This window comes from Rubneribacter sp. (assembly GCF_965361815.1).
Genome location: NZ_CBDTNW010000055.1, coordinates 1 through 21,277 on the forward strand (window position 1 = coordinate 1; position 21,277 = coordinate 21,277).

The 21,277-nt window shown below is 64.4% G+C and carries 16 protein-coding genes; 8 read left to right on the plus strand and 8 right to left on the minus strand.

Going from position 1 to position 21,277, the window contains the following annotated elements:
* Window positions 1-122: 122 nt before the first annotated feature.
* The 3 genes from ACWKY3_RS03515 to ACWKY3_RS03525 form a co-directional block, all read right to left on the minus strand.
* Entirely contained in the window at window positions 123-536 is a 414-nt protein-coding gene (locus ACWKY3_RS03515; RefSeq protein WP_449315033.1) for a hypothetical protein, read from the minus strand.
* Window positions 537-801: 265 nt separating this feature from the next.
* Window positions 802-3,537, minus strand: coding sequence for a phage NrS-1 polymerase family protein (locus ACWKY3_RS03520; protein WP_449315034.1), 2,736 nt, complete (start codon window positions 3,535-3,537; stop codon window positions 802-804).
* Window positions 3,538-3,662: 125 nt separating this feature from the next.
* Complete coding sequence (locus ACWKY3_RS03525; protein WP_087316245.1) at window positions 3,663-3,872, minus strand: MerR family transcriptional regulator; 210 nt, start codon at window positions 3,870-3,872, stop codon at window positions 3,663-3,665.
* A 278-nt stretch (window positions 3,873-4,150) separates the two neighbouring features.
* On the opposite strand from ACWKY3_RS03525, the gene ACWKY3_RS03530 reads away from it, so the two are divergent.
* The 4 genes from ACWKY3_RS03530 (at window position 4,151) to ACWKY3_RS03545 (ending at window position 6,920) form a co-directional block, all read left to right on the plus strand.
* Window positions 4,151-4,849 (plus strand): helix-turn-helix transcriptional regulator, encoded by a 699-nt coding sequence (locus ACWKY3_RS03530; RefSeq protein WP_449315035.1) that lies wholly within the window; start codon window positions 4,151-4,153, stop codon window positions 4,847-4,849.
* 84 nt (window positions 4,850-4,933) lie between these two features.
* A complete protein-coding gene (locus ACWKY3_RS03535) occupies window positions 4,934-5,323 on the plus strand; it encodes a helix-turn-helix domain-containing protein (RefSeq protein WP_449315036.1) in 390 nt (129 codons plus the stop codon).
* A gap of 4 nt (window positions 5,324-5,327) precedes the next feature.
* On the plus strand, window positions 5,328-5,492 hold the full coding sequence (locus tag ACWKY3_RS03540; RefSeq protein ID WP_449315037.1) for a hypothetical protein: 165 nt from the start codon (window positions 5,328-5,330) through the stop codon (window positions 5,490-5,492).
* A 3-nt stretch (window positions 5,493-5,495) separates the two neighbouring features.
* On the plus strand, window positions 5,496-6,920 hold the full coding sequence (locus tag ACWKY3_RS03545; RefSeq protein ID WP_449315038.1) for a tyrosine-type recombinase/integrase: 1,425 nt from the start codon (window positions 5,496-5,498) through the stop codon (window positions 6,918-6,920).
* Window positions 6,921-6,929: 9 nt separating this feature from the next.
* Here ACWKY3_RS03545 and ACWKY3_RS03550 read toward each other — a convergent pair whose 3' ends face one another.
* On the minus strand, window positions 6,930-9,140 hold the full coding sequence (locus ACWKY3_RS03550) for a S8 family serine peptidase (RefSeq protein WP_449315039.1): 2,211 nt from the start codon (window positions 9,138-9,140) through the stop codon (window positions 6,930-6,932).
* Window positions 9,141-9,406: 266 nt separating this feature from the next.
* On the opposite strand from ACWKY3_RS03550, the gene ACWKY3_RS03555 reads away from it, so the two are divergent.
* From ACWKY3_RS03555 to ACWKY3_RS03570, 4 genes are all read left to right on the plus strand, one after another.
* Complete coding sequence (locus ACWKY3_RS03555; RefSeq protein ID WP_449315040.1) at window positions 9,407-10,678, plus strand: ATP-binding protein; 1,272 nt, start codon at window positions 9,407-9,409, stop codon at window positions 10,676-10,678.
* 390 nt (window positions 10,679-11,068) lie between these two features.
* Complete coding sequence (locus ACWKY3_RS03560) at window positions 11,069-12,364, plus strand: ATP-binding protein (RefSeq protein WP_449315041.1); 1,296 nt, start codon at window positions 11,069-11,071, stop codon at window positions 12,362-12,364.
* 440 nt (window positions 12,365-12,804) lie between these two features.
* On the plus strand, window positions 12,805-14,121 hold the full coding sequence (locus tag ACWKY3_RS03565; protein WP_449315042.1) for an ATP-binding protein: 1,317 nt from the start codon (window positions 12,805-12,807) through the stop codon (window positions 14,119-14,121).
* A 184-nt stretch (window positions 14,122-14,305) separates the two neighbouring features.
* Window positions 14,306-15,667, plus strand: coding sequence for an ATP-binding protein (locus ACWKY3_RS03570; RefSeq protein WP_449315043.1), 1,362 nt, complete (start codon window positions 14,306-14,308; stop codon window positions 15,665-15,667).
* Between the two features lie 198 nt (window positions 15,668-15,865).
* Here ACWKY3_RS03570 and ACWKY3_RS03575 read toward each other — a convergent pair whose 3' ends face one another.
* The 4 genes from ACWKY3_RS03575 to ACWKY3_RS03590 form a co-directional block, all read right to left on the minus strand.
* Complete coding sequence (locus ACWKY3_RS03575; RefSeq protein WP_449315044.1) at window positions 15,866-16,663, minus strand: response regulator; 798 nt, start codon at window positions 16,661-16,663, stop codon at window positions 15,866-15,868.
* The gene (locus ACWKY3_RS03580) at window positions 16,660-18,108 is read right to left on the minus strand and encodes a sensor histidine kinase (protein WP_449315045.1); all 1,449 of its coding nucleotides are present in this window, start codon (window positions 18,106-18,108) and stop codon (window positions 16,660-16,662) included. The genes ACWKY3_RS03575 and ACWKY3_RS03580 overlap by 4 nt, the downstream gene beginning before the upstream one ends.
* A gap of 253 nt (window positions 18,109-18,361) precedes the next feature.
* Window positions 18,362-18,910, minus strand: coding sequence for a glutathione peroxidase (locus ACWKY3_RS03585; protein WP_449315046.1), 549 nt, complete (start codon window positions 18,908-18,910; stop codon window positions 18,362-18,364).
* A 97-nt stretch (window positions 18,911-19,007) separates the two neighbouring features.
* Complete coding sequence (locus ACWKY3_RS03590) at window positions 19,008-21,206, minus strand: lectin like domain-containing protein (RefSeq protein ID WP_449315047.1); 2,199 nt, start codon at window positions 21,204-21,206, stop codon at window positions 19,008-19,010.
* Window positions 21,207-21,277 lie beyond the last annotated feature (71 nt).

Below are 21,277 nucleotides of genomic sequence, written 5' to 3' on the forward strand. Positions count from 1 at the left end.
GCCCCTGTTGCGTTCTCACGCGCCTCAGGCACCCCGAGGGGGAGCTTCAGACGTGGCGCCTGCATGTCTCGCAGGTGAGTCAAACAGCGCGCCGCGATCAAGGCCATTTTACCCGTCCAGCCTTACTTCTTCCGCTCCCGCCGCCCCTTGAGCCCGTACTTCCTGCACAGGCGGCTGTTGCGCTGCCGCATCATGTCCCGCTCGCGCCGCACCTCCGCGAGCTCGGCGGACTCCTCCGCGCGTACCCGCTCGCACTCGAGCTGCTCGTTGAAGGCGCGCTCCTGCTCCAGGTGGTAGCGCTCGGTGCAGAGCGGGCACATCCCGGTCTGCCGGTTGATCTTCACGCCCACCGCGCCGCACTGAGGGCATACCGTCTGGATCGCCAGCGAGCAGTGGATCCGCGACGCGCGCATCTCCACCGCCCGCACGGAGTGGGCGACGCCGCATCTCCGCTCGATCTCGGCGGCCGCGAACGCCGCGCCCCGGAAGCTCACCTCGCGCAGGACGTCGTCCTGCTCCTCCGTCCACCAGCTCACCGCGCGCACCTCCCTCCGCGTCTCACGTGCCCGCCCGCCGCCGTCTCGCCCCCGGGCAAGACGGAGAGCAGCCCCGCCACCAGCGCGAATGCCGCCCGTCTCAACGTCTCGACGGAAATAGGACCCGAGGTCCCCGCCCGCGCGTGCGCGCGCCCGCGCCCGCCCGCGCGCGACGTCCCCCCATGTCTCGTCCCCGTCAAGACGTTGAGACGGGAGGAGGGGACGCGCACCCTCACCAGCCGCCAGGGGCGTCTCGACCCGTGTCTCAGCATGGCCCGCCCCCTTGAGACGGCGCCACCGCAGGCGGCGCGCCCGCCGAGCGCTCGAGCATGGCCTCCAGCGCCGCGTTGTCCACGCACACGCAGTACACCCGCGAGTCGCCGAAGCGCTTCTGCCGCGTGAACCCGCGCCCGGAGCCGGGCAGCAGCACGCCCTCGTCGGCCATGCGCCTGAGCGTCTTCTGCCGGTCGAAGTTGGCGCCCCCGAGCGCCTGGTCGAGCACGGACGAGAAGACCCACCAGCAGAAGCCCGGGCGGTCCCGGTACTGCTCCACCGACCCCCATCGCTCGAGCCGGTCCATCTCCGCCGAGCTCTCGAAGTGCAGGCGGTTGCGCACCAGCCACTCGGCCACGAACTGGATCGCCTTCACGTCGGTGTCGCCGCCGTCGGCGCCCGTGGCGTTCACGAGCGCCCAGCGCGCCATCAGCATCGCGCCCTCCAGGCACGCCGCCCAGTCGCTGCCCGGCGCGAACACGTAGAACTGCGCGAGGGCGTCCGCGAGCGCGAGCAGCGCCACGTTGTCGGCCTGCGGGTGCCCGCCGGCGGCGGCGCACACGGCGTCGCGAACGGATGAGAACTGCCCCGCGTAGAAGGCGGCGTCGTTTCGCCGAAGCGCGGCCACGTAGGCGCGCCCGGCGGTGCCGTGCTGCGCGGAGACGAGGTGGTGCATCGCCTGGGCGGCGCGCACGTCCTCGAAGGGCTCCGCGCAGAGCTCGAGGGTGCGGTTCGCCGCGCCCTGCTGCGTCGATGACCCCACGATGGGGATCTCGCCCGTGGCTATCGTGAGGCAGCGCCACGAGCCCGCCCGCATCATCGTGCGGTCGCTGTTGAGCGCCCCGCGCTCGTGCCCGAGCGAGAGCGAGTAGAGCAGGTCCTCCACGACCTGGCGCTTGCCCGCCTGGCCGCCCACGGCGCCCTTGCTCTGCAGCTCGTCGATGATCACGGGTATGTCGTGCAACAGGGCCGCCGCGCGCACGATGCTCTTGGGCGTGTCCGCGAAGGTGCGGAAGTAGCTGTCCGCCCCCTCGGTGGGGTCGCCCCACACGCTGCCCGCCGCCTTCAAGGTCGGCGTCTTGCCGGAGCGCGAGCGCCCCCAGAGGTAGACGATGAAGGTCTGCACGCCCAGAAGCGACACCAGCGGGGAGGCGAAGCTCGCCGCCAGGACGCAGCGGAACGCCATCGACGCGGCGCGCGCCGGCGCCACGCCCTCCACCCACTCCGCGAGCGTGCCCGCGGGCTCCATGAAGGGGCGCGCCTTCACCGCCTCGTCCGGGCTGGGGTCGAAGCGCACGCCGCCCTCGCCCAGGTCGTAGGGCATGAAGGCCGAGAGCGGACCGTCTGCCCACCCCAGGTGCACCACGCTTCGCGCGCGGGGCCGCGCCCAGCCGTAGCGGCGCTCCACGTCGGTCAGGTAGCGCACGACGTCCTTGGCGTTGGCGGACGACACGTTCGCCCCCAGCGGCGCGAGCGCGCCGATCACCTTGCTCTGGTTGAGCAGCACCTCACGGTCGAGCGCCCGCTCGCGGGTGCCGCCGGGGACCGTCACGCGCACGAGGGCGCGCACGTCGCCGGTATCCACGTCCACGAGGTCGGCAGCCACCCAGGGCGCCGTCGAGGTCACCGAGCGCGCCAGCTCGCCGTCTCGCCCGCGCACCCACAGCCGCCCGCGCGCGTCCACGAACCACCCCTCCACCGACGGCGCCGTCTCGAAGTCCGGCGCCTCCTCGTCGGGGGAGCCCCCTCCGTCCGTGCCCGGCGCAGCGGTCGAACACATGTTCTTGTCATTGGCGCGAGAGGTGCGCGCGGGGCGAGAAGGACGGTCGGCCCGCCGCTCCCTCGGCCGGTAGAACTCCGTGCATCCCTCGATGGCGCGCTCTATCGTCTGCGCGCCGTAGGTGGTGCCGCCGCGCCTGCTGTCCCACTTGTCGCGCATGAGGCCGCTCCTGCGGAAGATCCGGTCCATGCGGGAGGCGTCGCCCGCGCACCAGAACGCGAGGTGGCTGCACAGCGCCATGTCGGCGGCCGAGCGGTCGCCGCCCTGCGCCGAGCAGTCGCCGGCCATGAGTGCGCGGATCGCGTCGCCGCTGCGGGAGGCGTACATGCGCTCGAGCAGCGCCTCGTCGTCCACGTCGGCGCCCGCGCCCGATGCCGCCGAAAGCGTCGGCTGCGCGGCTGCCCGCCCCGGCTCGATCCACGTCCGGTACGCCTTCTCGACGACCTCGGGGTTGGACCCCAGCGTCCCGCGCCCCTCGAACACGTTCCCCGTCACCGTGAAGTAGCGGTCGTGGTCGTACATCTCCACCACGCGCCCGCCGGGCTGCCCCTTGCGCGAGCGCTGGGCCCAGTCGGGCTTCGCGCCCCGGAAGATCAGGTGCAGCCCGTCGCCGGACGGCGAGACCTCCGTGTAGGTGCCGGCCTCCTCGACCACCCAGCGGTACGCTGGGTCGAGCACGCCACCCTCGATCACGTGGTCGAGGTCGAGCCCGGTGTAGGCGCGGTCGGGCCCGAAGACGAAACCCACGCCGTCGCAGCGCCAGCGGCCGACGGCCGCCACCGCCTCCTCGAAGGTCGCCCAGGTCGCCGGGTCGGTGCTCTTGGCCATGCGCCCGTTCGCCGCGCACACCGGAAGCTTCGTCGTCTTGCCGTTGCGCTCCTCGCGCCGCCAGCACACCCAGCGCGGCTCGCGGCGCAGCTCCGCCGGCACGCCACTCAGGTCAGCCATGGGAGCGCACCCCCTCGGAAACTCCGCGCGCATGCGCTACACTGTGCCCCGCGATTCCGGCCAGGGATTCGCACTGGGCGGGCGCGGCGGCAACCGCGCCCGTCCGCTCTCGCGGGGCGGCGCGCCTACTCCCTCTTCCCACCGTCATACGACGTCCCCCTGCTCGCGTTCGGGAACACCACGTCGCGGCAGATGCGCCAGCGCCCGTTCACCTTGTCGGCCGGGATCCTGCCCTCGATGATGCCCCTCCTGATCGACCCCACGTGCTCGCCCGTCACCTGCGCGAGCTCGCTCGGCGTCATGAACAGCGGCACGTCCTCGAACCTCGCCTTCATCGCTTCTCTCGCCTTCCCCTCTGTCTCCTCGGTTGGCTCTGGACCGGGCGCGCGGCGCGGCGGTGCCACGTGGTGGGCCGCCGCCTCCCCGCGCAGCCGTAGAATATCACAGCAATTCTCATAGCGTGAGATTGTTAGCGCTATTTGGTGTAGAATTGTGTTGTTCGGTTGTTCAGATTGTCGCTGAGTGCTATCTTCTGTTGCATAGTGTTGCGCCCTTCCAGTCAGGTGGGGCAACGCACCGCCACAGAACGCACACAACTCGGGAGGTATGGCAGATGGCGAGCGCTCTTCTGGAGCTCAGGAAGGCGGCGGGGTTCAAGACATCGGCGGAGTTCGCGGAGGCCGTGGAGATCCCGGCGTCCACCTACGCGCGCTACGAGAGCAACCCCGACAAGATCCCCATGGGCGCGGCGTGGCAGCTCGCGGACTGGTTCCGCGTGCCCATCGACGTCATCGTCGGCCGCGAGGAGGTGGACGTGCGCGCCCTGCGCGGAGACGTCCAGGAGGAGTACGACTCCCTCTCCGAGGAGTCCAAGCTCGCCCTCGACCAGTTCCTCTCCTTCCTGCTCCACCAGGACGGCCTCAGGCGCCAGCGCGAGGAGGCGGAGGCCGACCGCCGCTTCGACGAGCTCGCGTGGCGCTACGAGCGTCTGTGGCAGCAGGAGCTCGACGGGCGCGGCGAGCTCGACGACCTCATCGCCTTCGGTACCCGTGAGGAGCGCCGCGAGGGGTTCGAGGAGTTCGTCACCAGGCGCGCGGAGGAGCGCCGGGGCAGGGTCTCCACAAAGGCGAGCAGAATCCTCGACGAGCAGAACATCGCGCGGATTATGCAGGCGTACGACCGCTCGCACGGGCAGGTAGGTTCCGGGGGCGCCGGCATGTCGTACCACCCGTCCCTCGAGGGCGGGAGACGTGTGTTCATAGAGTTCGACGGAAGAGGCGGCCGGAAGGGGGGCGACGCGGGAAGGCCGTAGAAAGAGGGCGGGCCCATGGGAGTTGCAGCTCCCGTGGGCCCTGTTGTCCAGTCCAGAGCCAACTAGAGAGGACGGTGACATTATATGCCACCACGTGACACTTCCACAAAGGCGGCCCCTCCCATCAGCGGGAAGAGGACGCTGCAGCGCCTCCGCCGCGAGGCGGGTTACCGCAGCGCCAGGGACTTCGCTGCGGAGCTCGGCATCCCCGCGTCCACCTACTCGCGCTACGAGCGCCAGCCCGAGGGCCCGGGCATGGCCGTGCCGCTCTCGGCGGCATGGGCCATCGCCGACCGCCTCGGCTGCTCCATCGACCTCGTCGTCGGCCGCGAGGACATCGACGCCCCCGACGAGCACCCCGTCCAGTCCCGCTACGACGCCCTCTCCGGCGCCGGCCGCGCCCTCGTGGACAGCTACCTCGACTTCGTGGAGCAGTCCGAGGCAGACGGCCCCCGTCCCCAGGGGAGGAGGTGATCGCATGGGCATCGAGATCGAGAGCCGCGACAGGAGGCCGGAGGAGCCCGACCACACCGAGGGCAGGAGAGCACTCGACGCGAGCCAGGAGCTCTTCTGCAGGGACATCGCGGCGCGCGTCCGCCGCTGGGTCGCGGAGGGCCGCCCCGTCCGCAGGAAGGGGGCGTGAGCCATGGCCAAGGTCACAGGAGAGGGCACCATCGTCCAGCTCGAGAAGGACAAGCCCAAGAGCAAGTGCCGCAAGTGGCAGCTGCGCGTCCCCGTGGGGCTCGACCCGCGCACGGGCAAGTACAAGACCCGTACGCGTCGCGTGAGCGACATGAACTACACCCAGGCCAAGAAGGCCCTGCGTGACTTCATCGAGGAGATCGAGGACGACAAGGTCTGGAAGCGCACCGGCACCACCTTCGAGGAGTGTGCTGCGGACTTCATGGACAGGCGCGAGCAGTCCGGGGAGTTCACCCAGAACACCAACAAGCGCTACCGGGTCCAGTTCAAGGCGATCTCGCGCCACATCGGGAAGGCCGACGTGGCGAGCATCACCCCCGAGATGATAGAGGACATGTACCTCGCCATGCGGCAGGGCGACACGCTCTCCGGGAAGCCGTCGAGCGGCGCCTACCTCAACCGCCTCCACAAGATGCTGAACCTGTTCTTCAAGCACCTGGTGAACGAGGAGACCATCGTCAGGAACCCCCTCGACAGGGTGGCGACCCCGGCGAACGACACCAAGGAGCGGCGGGCCCTCACCTCCGCGCGTATGCGCTCCCTCATCGACCAGCTGGAGGTCGAGACCTCGTGCGACATCGCGTACTTCCTCGCCATCACCATGGGCCTCAGGCGAGGCGAGATCTGCGCGCTGTCCTGGCGCGACGTCGACTTCGACAACCGCGTCCTCACCGTGAGCCATAGCTTCGACTGCTTCCGCAACCTCAAGGAGACCAAGACGCGCGCCGGGACGAGGCGCCTTCCCATGCCCGAGTTCGTCTGCGAGGCGCTGCTGCGCCGGAAGGCGGCCCAGAGGGAGTACTTCAAGACCAGGAACTACGTGAACCGGCACCACCGGACCGGCTACGCGGAGCAGGACGAGGACACGCCCGTCGTCCTCGACTTCTACGCCCAGCGAGCCAATCCCGATACGCTCGGCAAGTGGTGGAAGCGCGACCGCGCGGCATTCGGCCTCGATGGCTGGTGCCTCCACGAGCTGCGGCACTCGTACCTCTCGATGCTCGCCGAGCAGGGGGTTCACCCCAAGGTCATGCAGGAGCTCGCCGGGCACGCCAACGCGCAGATCACCATGGACATCTACACGCACGTCAACATGGACCAGAAACGCGAGGCGGCGGACGTCGTGGAGGACGCCTTCCTGAGCGTCGGGGCGGAGGAGGAGTTCATGACGAGACAGGCGGAGGGAGCACCCGCGGGGAAGATCTGCAAGGTCCGCCACTCGCGTCCCTCGCGACGCTCCTACGAGGTTCTCAGAGGGGCGGTACAAACCGGCGAACGATTCGTACCAGATTCGTACCAGCAGCAGGAGAGCCCTCGGCTTCAGCTTGTTGACGGTACCTCTGACCTGCAGGTTTCGGAAGCAATTTAGACAGTACAGTCAACGAACTGTCTCCAAGTGGAAGTTCTTCCAGTCGACATCTTCGGGAAATTCCACTGTGAAGCCAGACCACGAATCGCCGCCGATGCCGAACGAGGAGCCGGCCACAGGAGTGAGCATCTTGCCGCGCGGATCGCTCGTCACAGGGTTGTCGGTCTGCTTCACCAAAACGGCAACTTGACCGAGCACAGTTGAATCCGTGGCATCGGAGGTCGCCGTGGTGCGAATGCTCAGATAACGGGGCTTTTTATCCACGCCGGAAAGATCGATGGGATCGCTCGCCACCACGTTGAACGGGCTGTCGCCGGAAACAGGATCGTAGCTCAGCTCAAGCGCAGCGTTTCCGTCGAAGCGCTTGCCGCCCTCGCGCACCAAGAGGGAGGAGGCGCCTTCTTTCGCGGAGAACGAAAGGTAGGTGCCGTGCGCGACATCAGCATTGCCGCCCTCGGAACTTGCCGCGCCCGTCTGCCCCTCCCCGAAAGCGCTCGCATGGCTCTCGTCATCGAAGCTCTCGTACAGCACGGCATCGTCATCCTCTTCGCCAAGGTAGTTCGGCCCGCCGGCTCCGCCCTCCGCGTTCGCCTTGCCGGTGGCCCACGTGGACAGGATGCCCGAGCCGGGAGCCATCACGTCGGTGGTGGTTTCGCCGTACTGCGTGAACGTGGTGCCCTCCCCTGTGGGATCCACCGCGTTCACCACGATGGCGTAAGGGTTGTCGGCCAGCGTGGTGGCCGTGCTGGCCGCCGCGTCGTTGTCGAACGCGGAGTTGCCGGACGCGAACACGCTCACCACGCCCTGCCGCCCGATCTCGGTCACCGCAAGGTCGATGGAGCGCCACATGCCCTGGCCAAAGCCCCACGAGTTGTTGGACACCTGCACGTTCACGCCCGCGTCGCACGCGCGGCTCACGTAGTCGAAGCATTCCAGCATGCCGGCAAGCGTGTCGTTGTGGCGCACCGCCATGATGCGCGCGTTGGGCGCAAGGCCGGAGACGCCCTCATCGCCCCACGCCGCGCCGATGGTGCCCGCCACGTGCGTGCCGTGATAGCTGGTAATGCCAGTGGTGGAGGTGATGCCCGCCGTTTGGTCGGCAGCCGCTGCGAAACCGTATTGATCCTCCTTGCCGGTGGACACGATGCCGGAGGTCAGGCCGTCTTTCCACATGACCGGCGCAAGGTCGGGGTTCGAGGCGTCCACGCCCGAGTCGATGACGGCCACGATGACCTCTGAAAGCGAGGCAGCTTCGGCTTTGTCAAGCCATGCGCCCCAACCCATGTCAACCGCGCCGGACGCCTGGCCAGCCGCGATGCCGCCCATGCGGCCGTCGTTGTTGAAACCCCAGAGGAAAGCGTCAAGGTCAGATGCCGGGCCTTCATCGTCTTCGCCCCACACGACCTCGGCAGGTTCGCCGGCGCGCGGCTCGGCCGCATCGGGGTCGGAGGCGTTGCCGCCGTTCGCGCTTGCGCCCTCCGCGTCGTTCGAGCCGGCGGCACCCTTGAGCGCGTCGCCCGCACCCGCGTCACCGCCCTGCGACGCGTCGCCATCGGCGCTTTCGGGCGCGCCGTTCGTGGCCGATTCGGTCGCACCGGTCGTATCAGCCGCATCCGACCCGCCAACCGCATCCGACCCGCCAACCGCATCCGACCCGCCAGCCGCATCAGCCTCGGTCACCCACTCCTTGATGAGCGCTTCGTCCGCAAGCGCGGCCTGCGGCGCCTCCTTATCGGCATCGCCCGTCTCCACCACGGCGTTCGGCTCGGCGAACACCACGCGCGGGTCGGCTTCAAGCTCGGCGATGAGCTGCTCGGTCGTCTTGGCCTCGTCGCGCACAAGCACAAGGCAGCCAGCCGCAGCCTCAGCCTCCCCGTTCGCCGAAAGTGAGCGCGCAAAGGCCGCGGCCTCGGGCGCATCGGCATCGTCGCCAAGCGCCTCGGCGGCCGCATCCGCCTCGATGTCCATCAAATTTTGAGCGCTTTCAAGCGCTCCTCCGTTAAACGAGAACAGCCGCACGCCGCCATCCACCACGTACGCGATGGCCTCGTGCTCCACATAGGTTCCCGGCTCAAGCGCCAGTTGCGTCGCTGCAGCACTGGTCGCACCGCCTGAACCGGTGCCCGCAGCCGGCTCGTCGGCCCATGCCGCGCCCGCCGGCACCGGCACGAGCGAGCACGCCAAAAGCGCCCCGAGCGCTCTGTTTCCCAATCGCTTCATTATCTCCTCCGACATCGCGCGCATGCAAAAACCAGACTCATGATAAAGGGGGTTGTGCAACAAAACGGCAACACGCAAACGAGAATTCCCGCGAACGGCCCGCTCGCCCTCACACGACGAACGGCGGCAACCGTGCCGAGCCTGCTGCGACCATCAAAACAACCAAGTCGGGCCAAATAAGGAAACGGAATTGGGCCAAATTAGGAAGTGAAATCGAGCCAAATTAGGAAATTCATGGTATAGTACACCGCAGCAAAGGAGTTGCCATGGCATACGAATACCTCCCCCGCATCATCGACAGCGCGTTGAAGGACAAGCTCTCCTATACCGGAGCAGTCCTTATCCGGGGCCCGAAATGGACGGGAAAAACCAGCACATGCGAACAGCTGGCCAAAAGCGCCCTGTATCTGCGCGACCCGGACGAATATGAGCAGAATATGGAGCTCGCCCAAACAAAGCCCTCGATCCTTTTGCGCGGCGCCCAACCCCGACTCATCGACGAGTGGCAGGTCGCCCCCGTGCTTTGGGACGCGGTCGTGAGCGCCATCGACAAAAGCAAAGGCGAAAGCGGCCAGTTCCTCCTCACGGGATCGGCGACGCCGGTGGATCCCGAACGTATCAAGCACACCGGCACGGGAAGGATAGCCCGTTTGACCATGCGCTCGATGTCGCTCTACGAATCAAGGGAGTCCACCGGAGAGGTGTCCCTGGACGCCCTTTTCAGGGACGAGGATATAGGCGGCGTCTCCCCGATGGATGTCGAGGACATCGCCCGCTACATCTGCCGAGGAGGCTGGCCCGAAGCGGTGGTGAAGAAAGGGTCCGACCCAACGAGCTGGGCGCGCGATTACCTCGAGGCCATCATCGAGAGCGACATATCGGAGGCGAGCGGAATCGAAAGAAATGCCGCGAAGGCCCGAGCGCTGCTGCGCTCGCTCGCGCGCTGCTCGGCCCAAGAGGCGTCTTTGGCGACGATAGCCCGGGACATGTCCGGCGACGGGATCTCCATGACCGAGAAAACAGTAGCCTCCTACATAAACTCCCTGAAAAAGCTGTTCGTCATCGAGGACGCTCCGGCCTGGGCGCCCACGCTGCGCTCGAAAACACCCCTCCGCACGTCTTCCACATGGCACTTCACCGACCCATCGCTTGCCGCAGCCGCCCTTCGCGCCAACGACGACAGCCTTCTTGGCGACCTTTCCACCATGGGATTTTTGTTCGAGTCTTTGTGCGTGCGGGATCTCCGCATCTACTTGGACAGCGTCGGCGGCGAAGTGGCCCACTACCGGGACAAAACCGGGCTCGAGGTCGATGCGATCGCTAAAAGAGACGACGGGGCTTGGGGCGCAATCGAAGTCAAACTGGGTGGAGAGGCTAGGATCGAAGAGGCTGCGGCTCATCTGAAGAAGATGGCCGCGAAGATCGACACGACGAAAACCCCCGCCCCTTCTTTCAAAGCCGTGCTGACCGGAGGGAAATACGCCTACAGACGAGACGACGGGGTGTACGTCGTTCCGCTCGCCTGCCTCAGACCGTAGCAATTAACCCCCGCTTTGCGTAAGGTGCAAAACACCGAACAGGAAGGGTATATTTTCCTGAACGGAGAGGGTGCAAAATACCGAACGAAGCGCTGTGAGCCGTCATGTGCGACGAAGGCCGCATTGCCACCGAGGTCGTCTCGGAGACGGCTTTCGGAGTGACCAGTGCGAGCCGATTTTCGCCCTTTCGGAAAACGTCGTGTGGGCCACGATCACGCCCCTCGCGCCAATCGCGGCCCGTCTATGACAGACTAAGTGCCCGGTTTTTTGCACTTCGGATTGCCTTCTCCTTCGCCGGATTCAATTTGCCTCTAAAATCGGATTCATTTATACTCTGAAACCGGATTTAATTTGCCTCTAAAATCGGATCGCTTTACGAAAGGCCCGTTCATGAAGCAGGGAGCGCTCAAGCCGGAAGGATATCTGCCGAGGGTGTGCGACAGCGTGCTGTCCGAACTGCTGGACACGTTCTCAGCCGTCGAGGTGGCGGGCACCATGTGGTGCGGAAAGACGTGGACGTCCCTCTCGTTCGGGGAGAGCGTGACCCGGGTGGGGCGCGCCAACGTCAGGCAGGCGGTCGAGGCCGACCCTGCGGTCGCGCTTGTCGGCGCCAGGCCCCATGTGGTTGACGAATGGCAGGACGTGCCTCCCATCTGGGATGCCGTGCGCGATGCCGTTGACAGCTCGGAGGGCGGGGCCGGGAGCTTCATCCTCACGGGATCCTCGTCGCCCAGCAAGCACCTCGTGAGCCACAGCGGCGCGGGGCGGATAGCGAAGCTCCGCATGCGCACGATGTCGCTTGCCGAAACAGGGGAATCTTCCGCGTCGGTTTCCCTTGCGGGACTGTTCGACGGGCGGTTCGAGCCAGCGCTTGTGCAACAGCGCCTCGCCCCGCTTGCGGAAACCATATGCCGAGGCGGCTGGCCTGCCTTGCGCAATGCGGATTTCAGCAAAGCTTCGCGCTACCTCGACTCGTATTTCGACGCCATCTTTGAGACCAGCATTCCGCGACGAGGCCTTGACGGAAACGAATCGCGCAGAGTCGCCCGGTCGCTCGCACGCAACCTGGGGACGGCCGCGAAGCTGGCGACCATCGGCGCGGACGCTTTTTCCGACGAGCTGTCGAAGGCCACTGTCGAGAAAAAAGCCACAGAGCATATCGCCGCGCTCGAGGCGCTCTACGTGATCGAGAGCGTTGCGGGGTGGGACGCGCCCATCCGGTCGAAAAGCCGGCTGCGCACCAAGCCGAAGCGCTACTTCGCCGATCCGTCGCTGGCGGCGAACCTGCTGCACGTTGATCCGCAGAGGCTGGTGTCGGACGGGCAGCTTTTCGGCATGCTGTTCGAGGCGCTTTGCATGCACGATCTGGCAGTGTACGCTTCGGCCCTGCCGCACGCTCCCGCAGACCCGCTGCGCTATTACCGCGATTCCGACGGACTGGAAGTGGATGCCATTATCGAGCTGCGCGACGGAAGGTGGGCTGGCTTCGAGGTAAAGCTGGGCGACAGCAAAGTTGAGGAAGGAGCGGCGGCGCTCAATCGCCTGCGGGCGAAAGTGGCCGCGAATCCCGCCGCTCGCAACCCTCGGCCCGAGTTCATGGCGGTGATCGTGGGTGCGGGCGAATTCGCTCGCTACGATGCGTCATCCGACGTATACGTCGTTCCGCTCACCGCGTTGGGAGCCTAAGCGACGAGGTCTTCGCAAGGTGCAAAATACGGAATGAAAAGGGTGCATTTTACCGAACGGAGAAGGCGCAAGATACCGAACGAAACGACTCCAAGCCATCGTGCGCGACAGGAGGCCACATACCCGCCGAAGTCGCCTTGGGGAGGGGCGGCTTTTGGAGTAGCCAGTGCGAATCGATTTTCTCCCTTTCGCCCTTTCCGGAGAATGTCATGCGAATCGCAATCACGTCCCTCGCGCCAATCGCACCCCGTCCATGACAGACCAAGTGCCTAGTTTTTTGCACTTCGGATGGCAATCAACCCTTGCTGCGCCCCTCATTCGGAAAATGTCGGGTCGAACATTCGGAAAATGTCGTATCATCTATTCGGAAAATGTCGGGTCGAACATTCGGAAAATGTCGATTGCATCTCCGTCATCGATGAATGAAGGTGAGAAGCCCCATGTCAAACCTTGCGCATCTCAGCGAATCCTACCTTCCTCGCGTGGTCGATGAACAGGTGGAACGATACCTTTCCCTCTTCGGCGCGGTCGAGATATCCGGCACCAAATGGTGCGGGAAAACATGGACGGCGCTCATGCACGGCAAAAGCGCCAGCTTCGTAGACGACGATTACTCCGTGGCCCTCGCCGACCCTGGCCTTATGACGCTGGGGGAACAGCCGCACGTCATAGACGAATGGCAGCTGGTTCCCCGCATATGGGATGTCGTGCGCCGCAAGATCGATGCGCAGCGCTCTCTTCACGGAGGATGGATATTGACGGGATCCTCGACGCCGCCCTCCCTCAAGGACGGCGAGGGGCCTCGGCACAGCGGCGCTGGCCGCATAGGGAGAATACGCATGCACCCCCTTTCCCTTGCGGAATCGGGAGATTCCGTCGGCACCGTTTCCCTCAAGGGGCTTTTCGAAGGGGTCTTCGCACCCGGCATGATGGCACCCGACAGCAAAGATGCCCTTCCTCTGGTGGACGTCGTCTGCAAAGGAGGGTGGCCGGAGGCCATCGATATGGATGTCGCGAGCGCGCAAACCGTAGCGCGCGAATACCTGCGGCTTCTCTACACGGAAAGCATCCCCCGGCACAGGAAGAGTCCCGACACCGCCAGCAGGCTGGTGACTTCGGTGGCGCGAACCCTCGGACAGGCCACCACGCACAAAACGCTCATCGCGGACATGTTCGGAGGGGAGGAGCCCTTTGGAGGAGCCTCCCTGTCACGCGAAGCGCTGGCTTCGTACCTCGCCCTTTTGAAGTCCCTGTACCTGCTGGTGGAGATACCCGGATGGGTTCCCGAGTCGAGATCGCCCAAACGCCTTTCCACCAAGCCAAAGCGCTACCTTGCCGATCCGTCCCTCGCCGCAGCCCAGCTGGGCATGGGACCTAAAGCGCTCGTGCACGACTGGCAGGCTTTCGGCACGATGTTCGAGAACCTGTGCATCCGCGATCTTCTTGTATACGCCCAAGCCCTCCCCGACATCGGATTCGAGCCGATCAGGTACTACCGCGACGATTCCGGACTGGAAGCAGACGCGATCATCGAATTGGCAGATGGAAGATGGGCGGCTTTCGAAGTCAAGGTCAGCGAGGAGGGCGTGCCCGCTGCGGCCTCGAACCTCAAGCGGCTCCGCGAGAAGCTTTGCGGCAACCCGAAGGCGCGCGTGAGGGAACCCGAGTTCATGGCCGTCATCACCGGCCTTTCCCACTATGCCCGCGAAGTAGACGAGGGCATTTACTCCATTCCCCTTCGCGCCCTTGCGCCCTGAGGGCATGCCGACTTCGGCAGATAACTTGTCGTTTTCTGCACCGGGGTCGAACGAAGGTCGAACGAAGGTCGAACGAAACGGATCCGTTTACCTCTATTCAAGGCAGAGCGGATACTATACTTTGGGTTTCGTGTAAAATGTGGATATTTCAAACTTTGGGTTTCGTGAAAACAGGAGGTCGAACATGTTTCAACGCAAGGCGCTCAAACGCCTTAAGGCATGGAAACAACAGGCCGATGGGCGCGAGGCTTTGTTGATCGAAGGTGCTCGCCGGGTAGGAAAGTCAACCTTAGCCGAAACTTTTGCAAAAGAAGAGTACCGATCGTATATCCTCATCGACTTCGCTCGACTTCCGAAAGATGTTAAAGCTATTTTCGAAGAGCAGCAAAACGATTTCGACACCCTTTTCATGCTGCTTTCAGCTTACTATCAGGTACAGCTTCATGAAAGAGATTCGCTTATCATTTTTGACGAAGTGCAGCAGTTCCCGCACGCCCGCGGGCTTATTAAATATTTGGTTGCCGACGGGCGCTATGATTACATGGAAACCGGTTCTCTCGTTTCCATCAAAAAGAACGTTCGAGACATCGTAATCCCTTCCGAAGAGCGCAAATTCGAATTGAACCCTTTCGATTTCGAAGAGTTTTGCTGGGCTATGAACGAAAAGGCGCTTTCCGATGCCATCCGCCTTTCCTACGAGCAGCAAAAACCCTTACCGGATGCCCTGCATAAGCGCGCCATACGCCTGTGGCGCGAATACATGCTGGTGGGCGGCATGCCCCAAGCTGTTTCCGAGTATGTGGAAAGCCGCAATTTTGCAAAAGTCGACTACATTAAAAGGGGGATCCTCGATCTTTATCGCGAAGATATAGGAAAGTTTTCCGGAACTGAAGAAGCACGCGTGCGCGCGATTTTCGATACCATCCCCTCGCAGCTTTCCAAGCATGAAAAAAAGTTTACCCTTGCATCATTGCACAAGGATGCGCGCAGCCGCACCTACGAAAACGCCTTTTCATGGCTGTCCGATGCCCGAATAGTAAACATATGCCGCAATTCAACCGACCCCCATGTAGGCTTGCGGTTGAACGAAGACAATTCTTCATTCAAGTGTTACATGGCAGATACAGGGCTTCTGGTTTCGCAAACTTTTATGGACAGAACAGAAACGCCTGATAGCGTGTATCGCGATATTCTTTTCGACAAGCTGAATTTGAACGAGGGCATGCTGGTTGAAAACGCGGTTGCTCAGCAGCTTAGAGCAAATGGCCGAACGCTCTTCTTTTTTTCGCAATACGATAAGCGGGATACGCAAAACAGCATGGAAATTGATTTTCTTATCACAAAAGAGTATCCCGATGCCGCAATGAAGCCGCGCATCAGCCCCATCGAAGTGAAATCATCCAATCGCTACGGAACGGCTTCGCTGAAAAAGTACCGTCAAAAATTCGGAAAACGCGTGGGCACGGAATACGTATTGCACCCTCGGCAGATGGCATTTTCAGAAAACCGCGTGTCGCTTCCGCTGTATATGGCTTGGTGCTTGTAAAACCCTGAAGGACGAGGGTATTTGCTCCATTCCCCTTCGCGCCCTTGCGCCCTGAGGACGCACCGGGCAAGGAGCCGAGCGCTTGCGTCCGGTCGCCCGCAACGCCCGCGAGCTGCGCCGCCCGCATCCCGCACCCCACCCGAGGGCCGCATCCCGCCACCCAAACGCCGCCCGCATCCCTCTCTCGGGCAGCAGACCTCAGTCCGTCCGCGAGAACGGGCCTATGGAGTACTCGGCCCACGAATAGGCGGGCAGATAGTCGCCGCGATACGAGTTCACCGCAACAGGGTCGCCTTCGAGGAAGCGGTAGCTGTCGCTGTCGACGAGCGCCGGATCGATGGCCAGGCTGTTGCGCGAGCGCACAAGCACCGCCTCCGCGCCTGCAGCAGTGAGCGCGGCGCGCAGATCGGCCACGACGTTTTGGAAGTAGCTGCGCTTCGAGGCGTTGTAGGACGCGTCCTCCCACAGCACCGCGCACGCCTCGCGCGTGGTCACGCCGCAACCGCGCCTGTCCACCAAAAGCGCGAACAGCTCTTTGGACTTCGAGCGTTTGAACGACAGCGGCACGCCGTCCACCTCGGCCTCGAACCCTCCGAACGTCCGCACGCGCACGATTCCCGGCCGCCGCATGTGCTCGCGGCGCTCGTCGTAGATGAAGGTGAGCTCGCGACGCACGTCCTCAAGGCGCGCCGGCTTCAGCAGATAGCCCGTCGCGCGCACGGCGAAGGCGTCCACAGCGTACTGCTCGTAGCTGGTCACGAACACGATATGCGTGTCGGGATTCTCGTCCTTGAGCGCTTTCGCCAACTCAAGGCCGCTCATCCCGGGCATCTCGATGTCCAGAAACGCCGCGTCCACGCGATGCTCGCGCGCAGAGGCAAGCGCCGTGCGCGGCAACGAGAACTCCTGCACCCCGTCTGCCCCGCCAGCCTCCCGGACAAGGCGCGCGGTGCCGCGCAACGCCAGCGGCTCGTCGTCCACCACGATGATGTTCATTCGTCCTCCCTTCCGCTGTTGGAGCCACGCGCACCGCCGCCAACCGCAGCCTCCACGCCGCCGCCGAGCGCGCCGACCATCCCCGAGGAATCCCCGGCCGCGCCGTCAGCCATGCCGCCATCCGCAGCGCCCGCGCCGCCGCCTGCGCCCTCCCCCTTCGGGATGCGCAGCGTCGCGCGGGTGCCCACGCCCGGCGTGCTGTCCACCACCAGCGTGCCGCCGCACAGCGCTTCCACGCGCGCGCTCACGTTCGCAATGCCCACGTGCAGCCGGCCGTCGAGCCGCGCCGCATCCGGCTCGAAACCCACGCCGTCGTCGGCGACCGTCACCACGAACGCGTCCGGCTCCTCCGCAGAGGCCACGCGCACCCGGCCTCCCTCCTCGCGCTTCGTCACGCCGTGGCGCACCGCGTTCTCCGCAAGCGCCTGCAGCGACAAAGGCGGCAGCGAGAACGCCGTGGCCCGCACGTCGAACTCCACGCGCAGCCGGTTCCCAAACCGCTTCTGCTCAAGGGCCAGGTACGTGCGCGCATGCCGCAGCTCGCGCTCGAACGGAATGGGCGTGCGGCTGGAGAGCGAGGCCATGTTCTCGCGCAGATACGCCGAGAAGTCCGTGACCATGCGCGCCGCCTCGGTCGGATCGCTCAGGCACATCTCGCGGATGGCCGCAAGCGTGTTGTACAGAAAATGGGGCTGAATCTGGCTGAGCATGATGTCGGCGCGCGCCTCGGCCAGCTCCTGCTCGCGCCGCGCCAAAAGCGCCTTGCGCTCGGATTGGATGCTGATGAAGATGATGAGCAACGCCAACGTGATGGCAGCGTTCAGAAGCGCCACGCCGAACAACGCCACCTGCACCGCGTTGGCCGCCATCGGCAGCAGGAGGTAGCTTACGAAGCCCAGGCGCTCCGCCGCGGTCAAACAGCCGAAATGACGCAGGATAATGGCAGCGTTGAACAGGTGCAACGCAATGACGGACGCTTGCGATATCCAAAACAGATCGCCGCGCTCATAACCCGCCTCAGGGGTCACGACGAACAGCATCCCGTTCCACAGCGAGGCGACGCAGCAAATCGAATACGCCACGAACAGCGCTCCCAAAAGCGGCGGGGCCACGCGGCGCACCGCCGGCGCGAGCTGCGTGCGACGCTCCAAGTACGACACGATGTAGCCCGTGAAGAACAGGTAGATGGGCATCACGGCCACGTAGTAGGCGAAGGAGCCCGCCATCACAAGCGCGTACTGGCCGCGATCCAGCGGCGGCGCGGGCGCCCACGACGTGATATCCCCCAAAGCCATGACGGCGTTCGCCAGGCAGATGCCCGCGAAGCACCGACTCACCTCGTCGCGGCGCCCGCGCGCGGCCATAAGCGCGTGGACGCCCATCATCGCGCACAAAAGCGCGCTGTACCCGTCAAGCGCTATGTTAAACAGGTCAAGTTTGTCCATGCTCTTATCCCGCGTCACATCCGCAGCTATCCTGCATCCTTTCCAGCAGGGACAATAAGACAACTTCGACTCTTTGGCAAACGCGACTTCGGTTGTTTGGAGGAAGCGGCTTCAGAAGTTTGCGCGCAAAGCTTCGGTACGGCGTGCGAGCACGGGCGATGGACCCACAACAGAACACAAAGAACTCAGGTCCAGACAAGCTGGCTAGCAAAATGCCCCGCCGCCCCAAAGACAGGCGACGGGGCGGCAGTTCCTAGAGCAGCGCCTCCACGGCGGGCGTCACGACGTCGGGGATGCTGGTTGTGGGCTCGAAGCGGCGCACCACGTTGCCTTCGCGGTCCACGAGGAACTTCGTGAAGTTCCACTTGATCGAAGGCTTCTGGGCGAAGCTCGGATCGTCCTTGCCCAGCAGGTCCTCCAGGATGGGAGTCAGTTCGTGACCTTCGTCGAATCCTTGGAAGCCCTGCTGCGCCTGCAAGTACGCAAACAGCGGCTCGGCTCCTTCGCCGTTGACCTCCACCTTGTTGAACTGCGGAAAGGTCACGCCGAAGCGCGACGTGCAAAACGCGGCTATCTCCTCGTTCGTGCCGGGAGCCTGATGGCCGAACTGATCGCACGGGAAGTCCAGAATGTCCAACCCGCGGTCATGCAAGCTGCGATACAGCTCTTCAAGCTGGGCGTAGGTGGGCGTGAAGCCGCATTCCGTTGCCGTGTTCACAATCAGCAGCACGCGCCTGCGGTAATCTTCAAGCGAAACGTCGCCTCCCTGCTGGTCTTTGACGGTGAAATCGTAAATGCCCATGGTCGTCCTCTTTCGCAATACGTTGTCAGTGGATAGCACCCTTATAGCGCTTCTCCATTGTACGCCTTATTGCCATGATTGAAGTAACACTTTGGAGTCAGCGGCGCAGGCGAGCGGCGCCGACGGCGCATGCAACCACGCCGAGCATCGCAACGCAGGCGAGCGCGCCGGCTGCGCTCGCCAGCGGGTCGTTCGTTCGCGCGAGGGACGTGCGGGAAGCGGCCGCAGCGGTGCCGAAGTCGCCCCCCGTGCGCTGGTTGGGCTGCGTTTCGGGAGAGGGCGCTTTGGAATCATCGGGCGTGTCGGGAGTTTCCGGATCCTCAGGAGTGGCAGGATCCTCGGGACTCTCAGGATCTTCCGGCTCAATGGGTTTTTCTGGGTCCTCTGGCTCCTCCGGATCTGCGGACCGCTCCGTCGCGAACGCCTTCACGCATACGTTACCCAAGTCTTTTACGTCCTGGCAATCAACCCATTCTTCCTCGATCGAGAGGCCGGTGGCTTTCAGGAAGCTCTCGCCCGGCGCGGCGTACACCTGCATTGCGGGAAGCCCGGGGTCTCCGTCCAGAGCCGATGCGGCCTCCACCGGAACGGACCCGTCGCCGTCGTCGTCCAGCAGCGATACGACTATGCTGAACGTCTGGCCCGCGTCCACCGCCACCGTTTGAGGAAGGTCGATGGTGTACCAGCCCCAGCACTCCACCGGATAGCTGAAGGAGCACGCCGGCTCCGCGCTCTCGGGATTGGCCGGATCGGTCAGACCAACGCGCACGTCGATGCATACCTCTACGTCATCATCAAGCACCCACACGCCCACCGCGTCCAGCGTCTGATTGTCGGATGCGGTGAACACGTTCGCCCCGTACATCTGCACGCCAGATTGCCAAAGCTGTTGGGCCTTGATGCCGTCGTACTGGTACGTTTCGTCATAGGCAGGCTGGTTGTCTGCCGCCTCATCGGGAACCATCACCGCAGGCTGGGCAAGCGTCTTTTCGCAGTAGGAGAAGTAGAACAGCCCGTCGTTACCCATCGTCATCGTTGCGCCGCTGCTGCCCTCAGCCACCTCACCCCACGAGTTTTTGATAATCCACGCGCCATCAATGAGGGGGACTATCCACAAGACGCCGTCGGCATCTGCCACGACCTCGGCAATCTCGGGGTCGTAGGAGAGCTTGTCGCCGTCCTCGTCGTAGAGTTCTGTCGCGAAGTTCCAGCGGGAGTAGGTATCGTCCCAACCAATGATGGTCACCACGTGGTTGGTGGTGAAACCCTGCTCATCGGAGTCGTAAATCCAGTAGTTTTCCGGGAGGCGCAGTTGCAGGCTGTTCGAGTCGGGGGTGTCGGGGTCGACGCTTTCGTCGGACGCGTCGGGGTCGGTGGCGCTATCGGAATCGGTCGCCTCCCCTTCCGTGCCGCTTAAACCCACGTGATAGTACGGACCACCCGGTGCGTCGGCATAGTAGAGCACCGACACCGCACCCGTATCCAAGATGGCCTGCTTTGTTGTGTCGAGCGCCTCCGGCTTCCAGTCGCGGTCAACCGTGCCGTCATCGTTGATGCGCACGAAGGGCGCAATCTCGGGAAGTCCCTTGCTGTAGTCAAGACGCACGCGCGACAGGTTGTAGTTCGCCGCCGCGGACGCCGCCATGGCGTCAGGGTCGTCGGCATTGAAAGGCACGTCGGTCTCGTTTGACAGGCCGCGCCCCGCCGCAAGGGCCGCCGAGGCCAGCATCCAGTTACCGCCCTGGTCAAAGCCATATTCATCTTCATCAGGAATCATATGATCGTTGTCGGAGGTGGTCAGCTCATTTCCGTCGAGCGTGCCGTCGTCTGTCTGCCCGTTGAACGCGCCGTACGCAAGCTGGGCCTCCGACCAATTCAGCTCATCACCACCCGCCGATGAGATGCCCTGCTGCACCATCCGAGCCGATTCAAGCGACGCGATTGCCCCGAACGCCCAGCACGACCCCGTTTCCCCCTGGTCTTTGACCGATGTGTACGGCGCCGTATAGGCCGAAGGCAGAAGCGCGTTCGCCACAATCCCCGGGTCGGCGGCTTCGCCCTCCAAAAAGAGCTCTGCCCCGTTTTCTGACAAGAAGGTGCGCTGAGCGTTGAACGCCAAGGCATCGGCCACCAGCGGACGCAGGTCCTCGACGGCCGCCTCGTAGGTCGCATCTTGCCGCGACTCGGCGAGCGCCACCGCCGGCGACAACGACACCGCCAACAGCCCCGCCAACACCGCGCGGCAACCTGCCGCCGCACGACGCTTCACTGCCGCGCGCTTCGTCCGATTTGCCATTCCGCCGTCCTTTCGTCGAAGGGGGTCCACCCGAAATAGCGTCACTATACCCCGTCATCCACAACAAAAGA

Excerpts from the sequence above, each read along its gene's own strand:
- ACWKY3_RS03580 (WP_449315045.1), bottom strand. The coding sequence starts at position 18,108 with ATGGACAAACTTGACCTGTTTAACATAGCGCTTGACGGGTACAGCGCG.
- ACWKY3_RS03575 (WP_449315044.1), bottom strand. The coding sequence starts at position 16,663 with ATGAACATCATCGTGGTGGACGACGAGCCGCTGGCGTTGCGCGGCACC.
- ACWKY3_RS03525 (WP_087316245.1), bottom strand. The coding sequence starts at position 3,872 with ATGAAGGCGAGGTTCGAGGACGTGCCGCTGTTCATGACGCCGAGCGAG.
- ACWKY3_RS03520 (WP_449315034.1), bottom strand. The coding sequence starts at position 3,537 with ATGGCTGACCTGAGTGGCGTGCCGGCGGAGCTGCGCCGCGAGCCGCGC.
- ACWKY3_RS03555 (WP_449315040.1), top strand. The coding sequence starts at position 9,407 with ATGGCATACGAATACCTCCCCCGCATCATCGACAGCGCGTTGAAGGAC.
- ACWKY3_RS03590 (WP_449315047.1), bottom strand. The coding sequence starts at position 21,206 with ATGGCAAATCGGACGAAGCGCGCGGCAGTGAAGCGTCGTGCGGCGGCA.
- ACWKY3_RS03560 (WP_449315041.1), top strand. The coding sequence starts at position 11,069 with ATGAAGCAGGGAGCGCTCAAGCCGGAAGGATATCTGCCGAGGGTGTGC.
- ACWKY3_RS03585 (WP_449315046.1), bottom strand. The coding sequence starts at position 18,910 with ATGGGCATTTACGATTTCACCGTCAAAGACCAGCAGGGAGGCGACGTT.
- ACWKY3_RS03535 (WP_449315036.1), top strand. The coding sequence starts at position 4,934 with ATGCCACCACGTGACACTTCCACAAAGGCGGCCCCTCCCATCAGCGGG.
- ACWKY3_RS03570 (WP_449315043.1), top strand. The coding sequence starts at position 14,306 with ATGTTTCAACGCAAGGCGCTCAAACGCCTTAAGGCATGGAAACAACAG.
- ACWKY3_RS03565 (WP_449315042.1), top strand. The coding sequence starts at position 12,805 with ATGTCAAACCTTGCGCATCTCAGCGAATCCTACCTTCCTCGCGTGGTC.
- ACWKY3_RS03550 (WP_449315039.1), bottom strand. The coding sequence starts at position 9,140 with ATGAAGCGATTGGGAAACAGAGCGCTCGGGGCGCTTTTGGCGTGCTCG.
- ACWKY3_RS03540 (WP_449315037.1), top strand. The coding sequence starts at position 5,328 with ATGGGCATCGAGATCGAGAGCCGCGACAGGAGGCCGGAGGAGCCCGAC.
- ACWKY3_RS03530 (WP_449315035.1), top strand. The coding sequence starts at position 4,151 with ATGGCGAGCGCTCTTCTGGAGCTCAGGAAGGCGGCGGGGTTCAAGACA.
- ACWKY3_RS03545 (WP_449315038.1), top strand. The coding sequence starts at position 5,496 with ATGGCCAAGGTCACAGGAGAGGGCACCATCGTCCAGCTCGAGAAGGAC.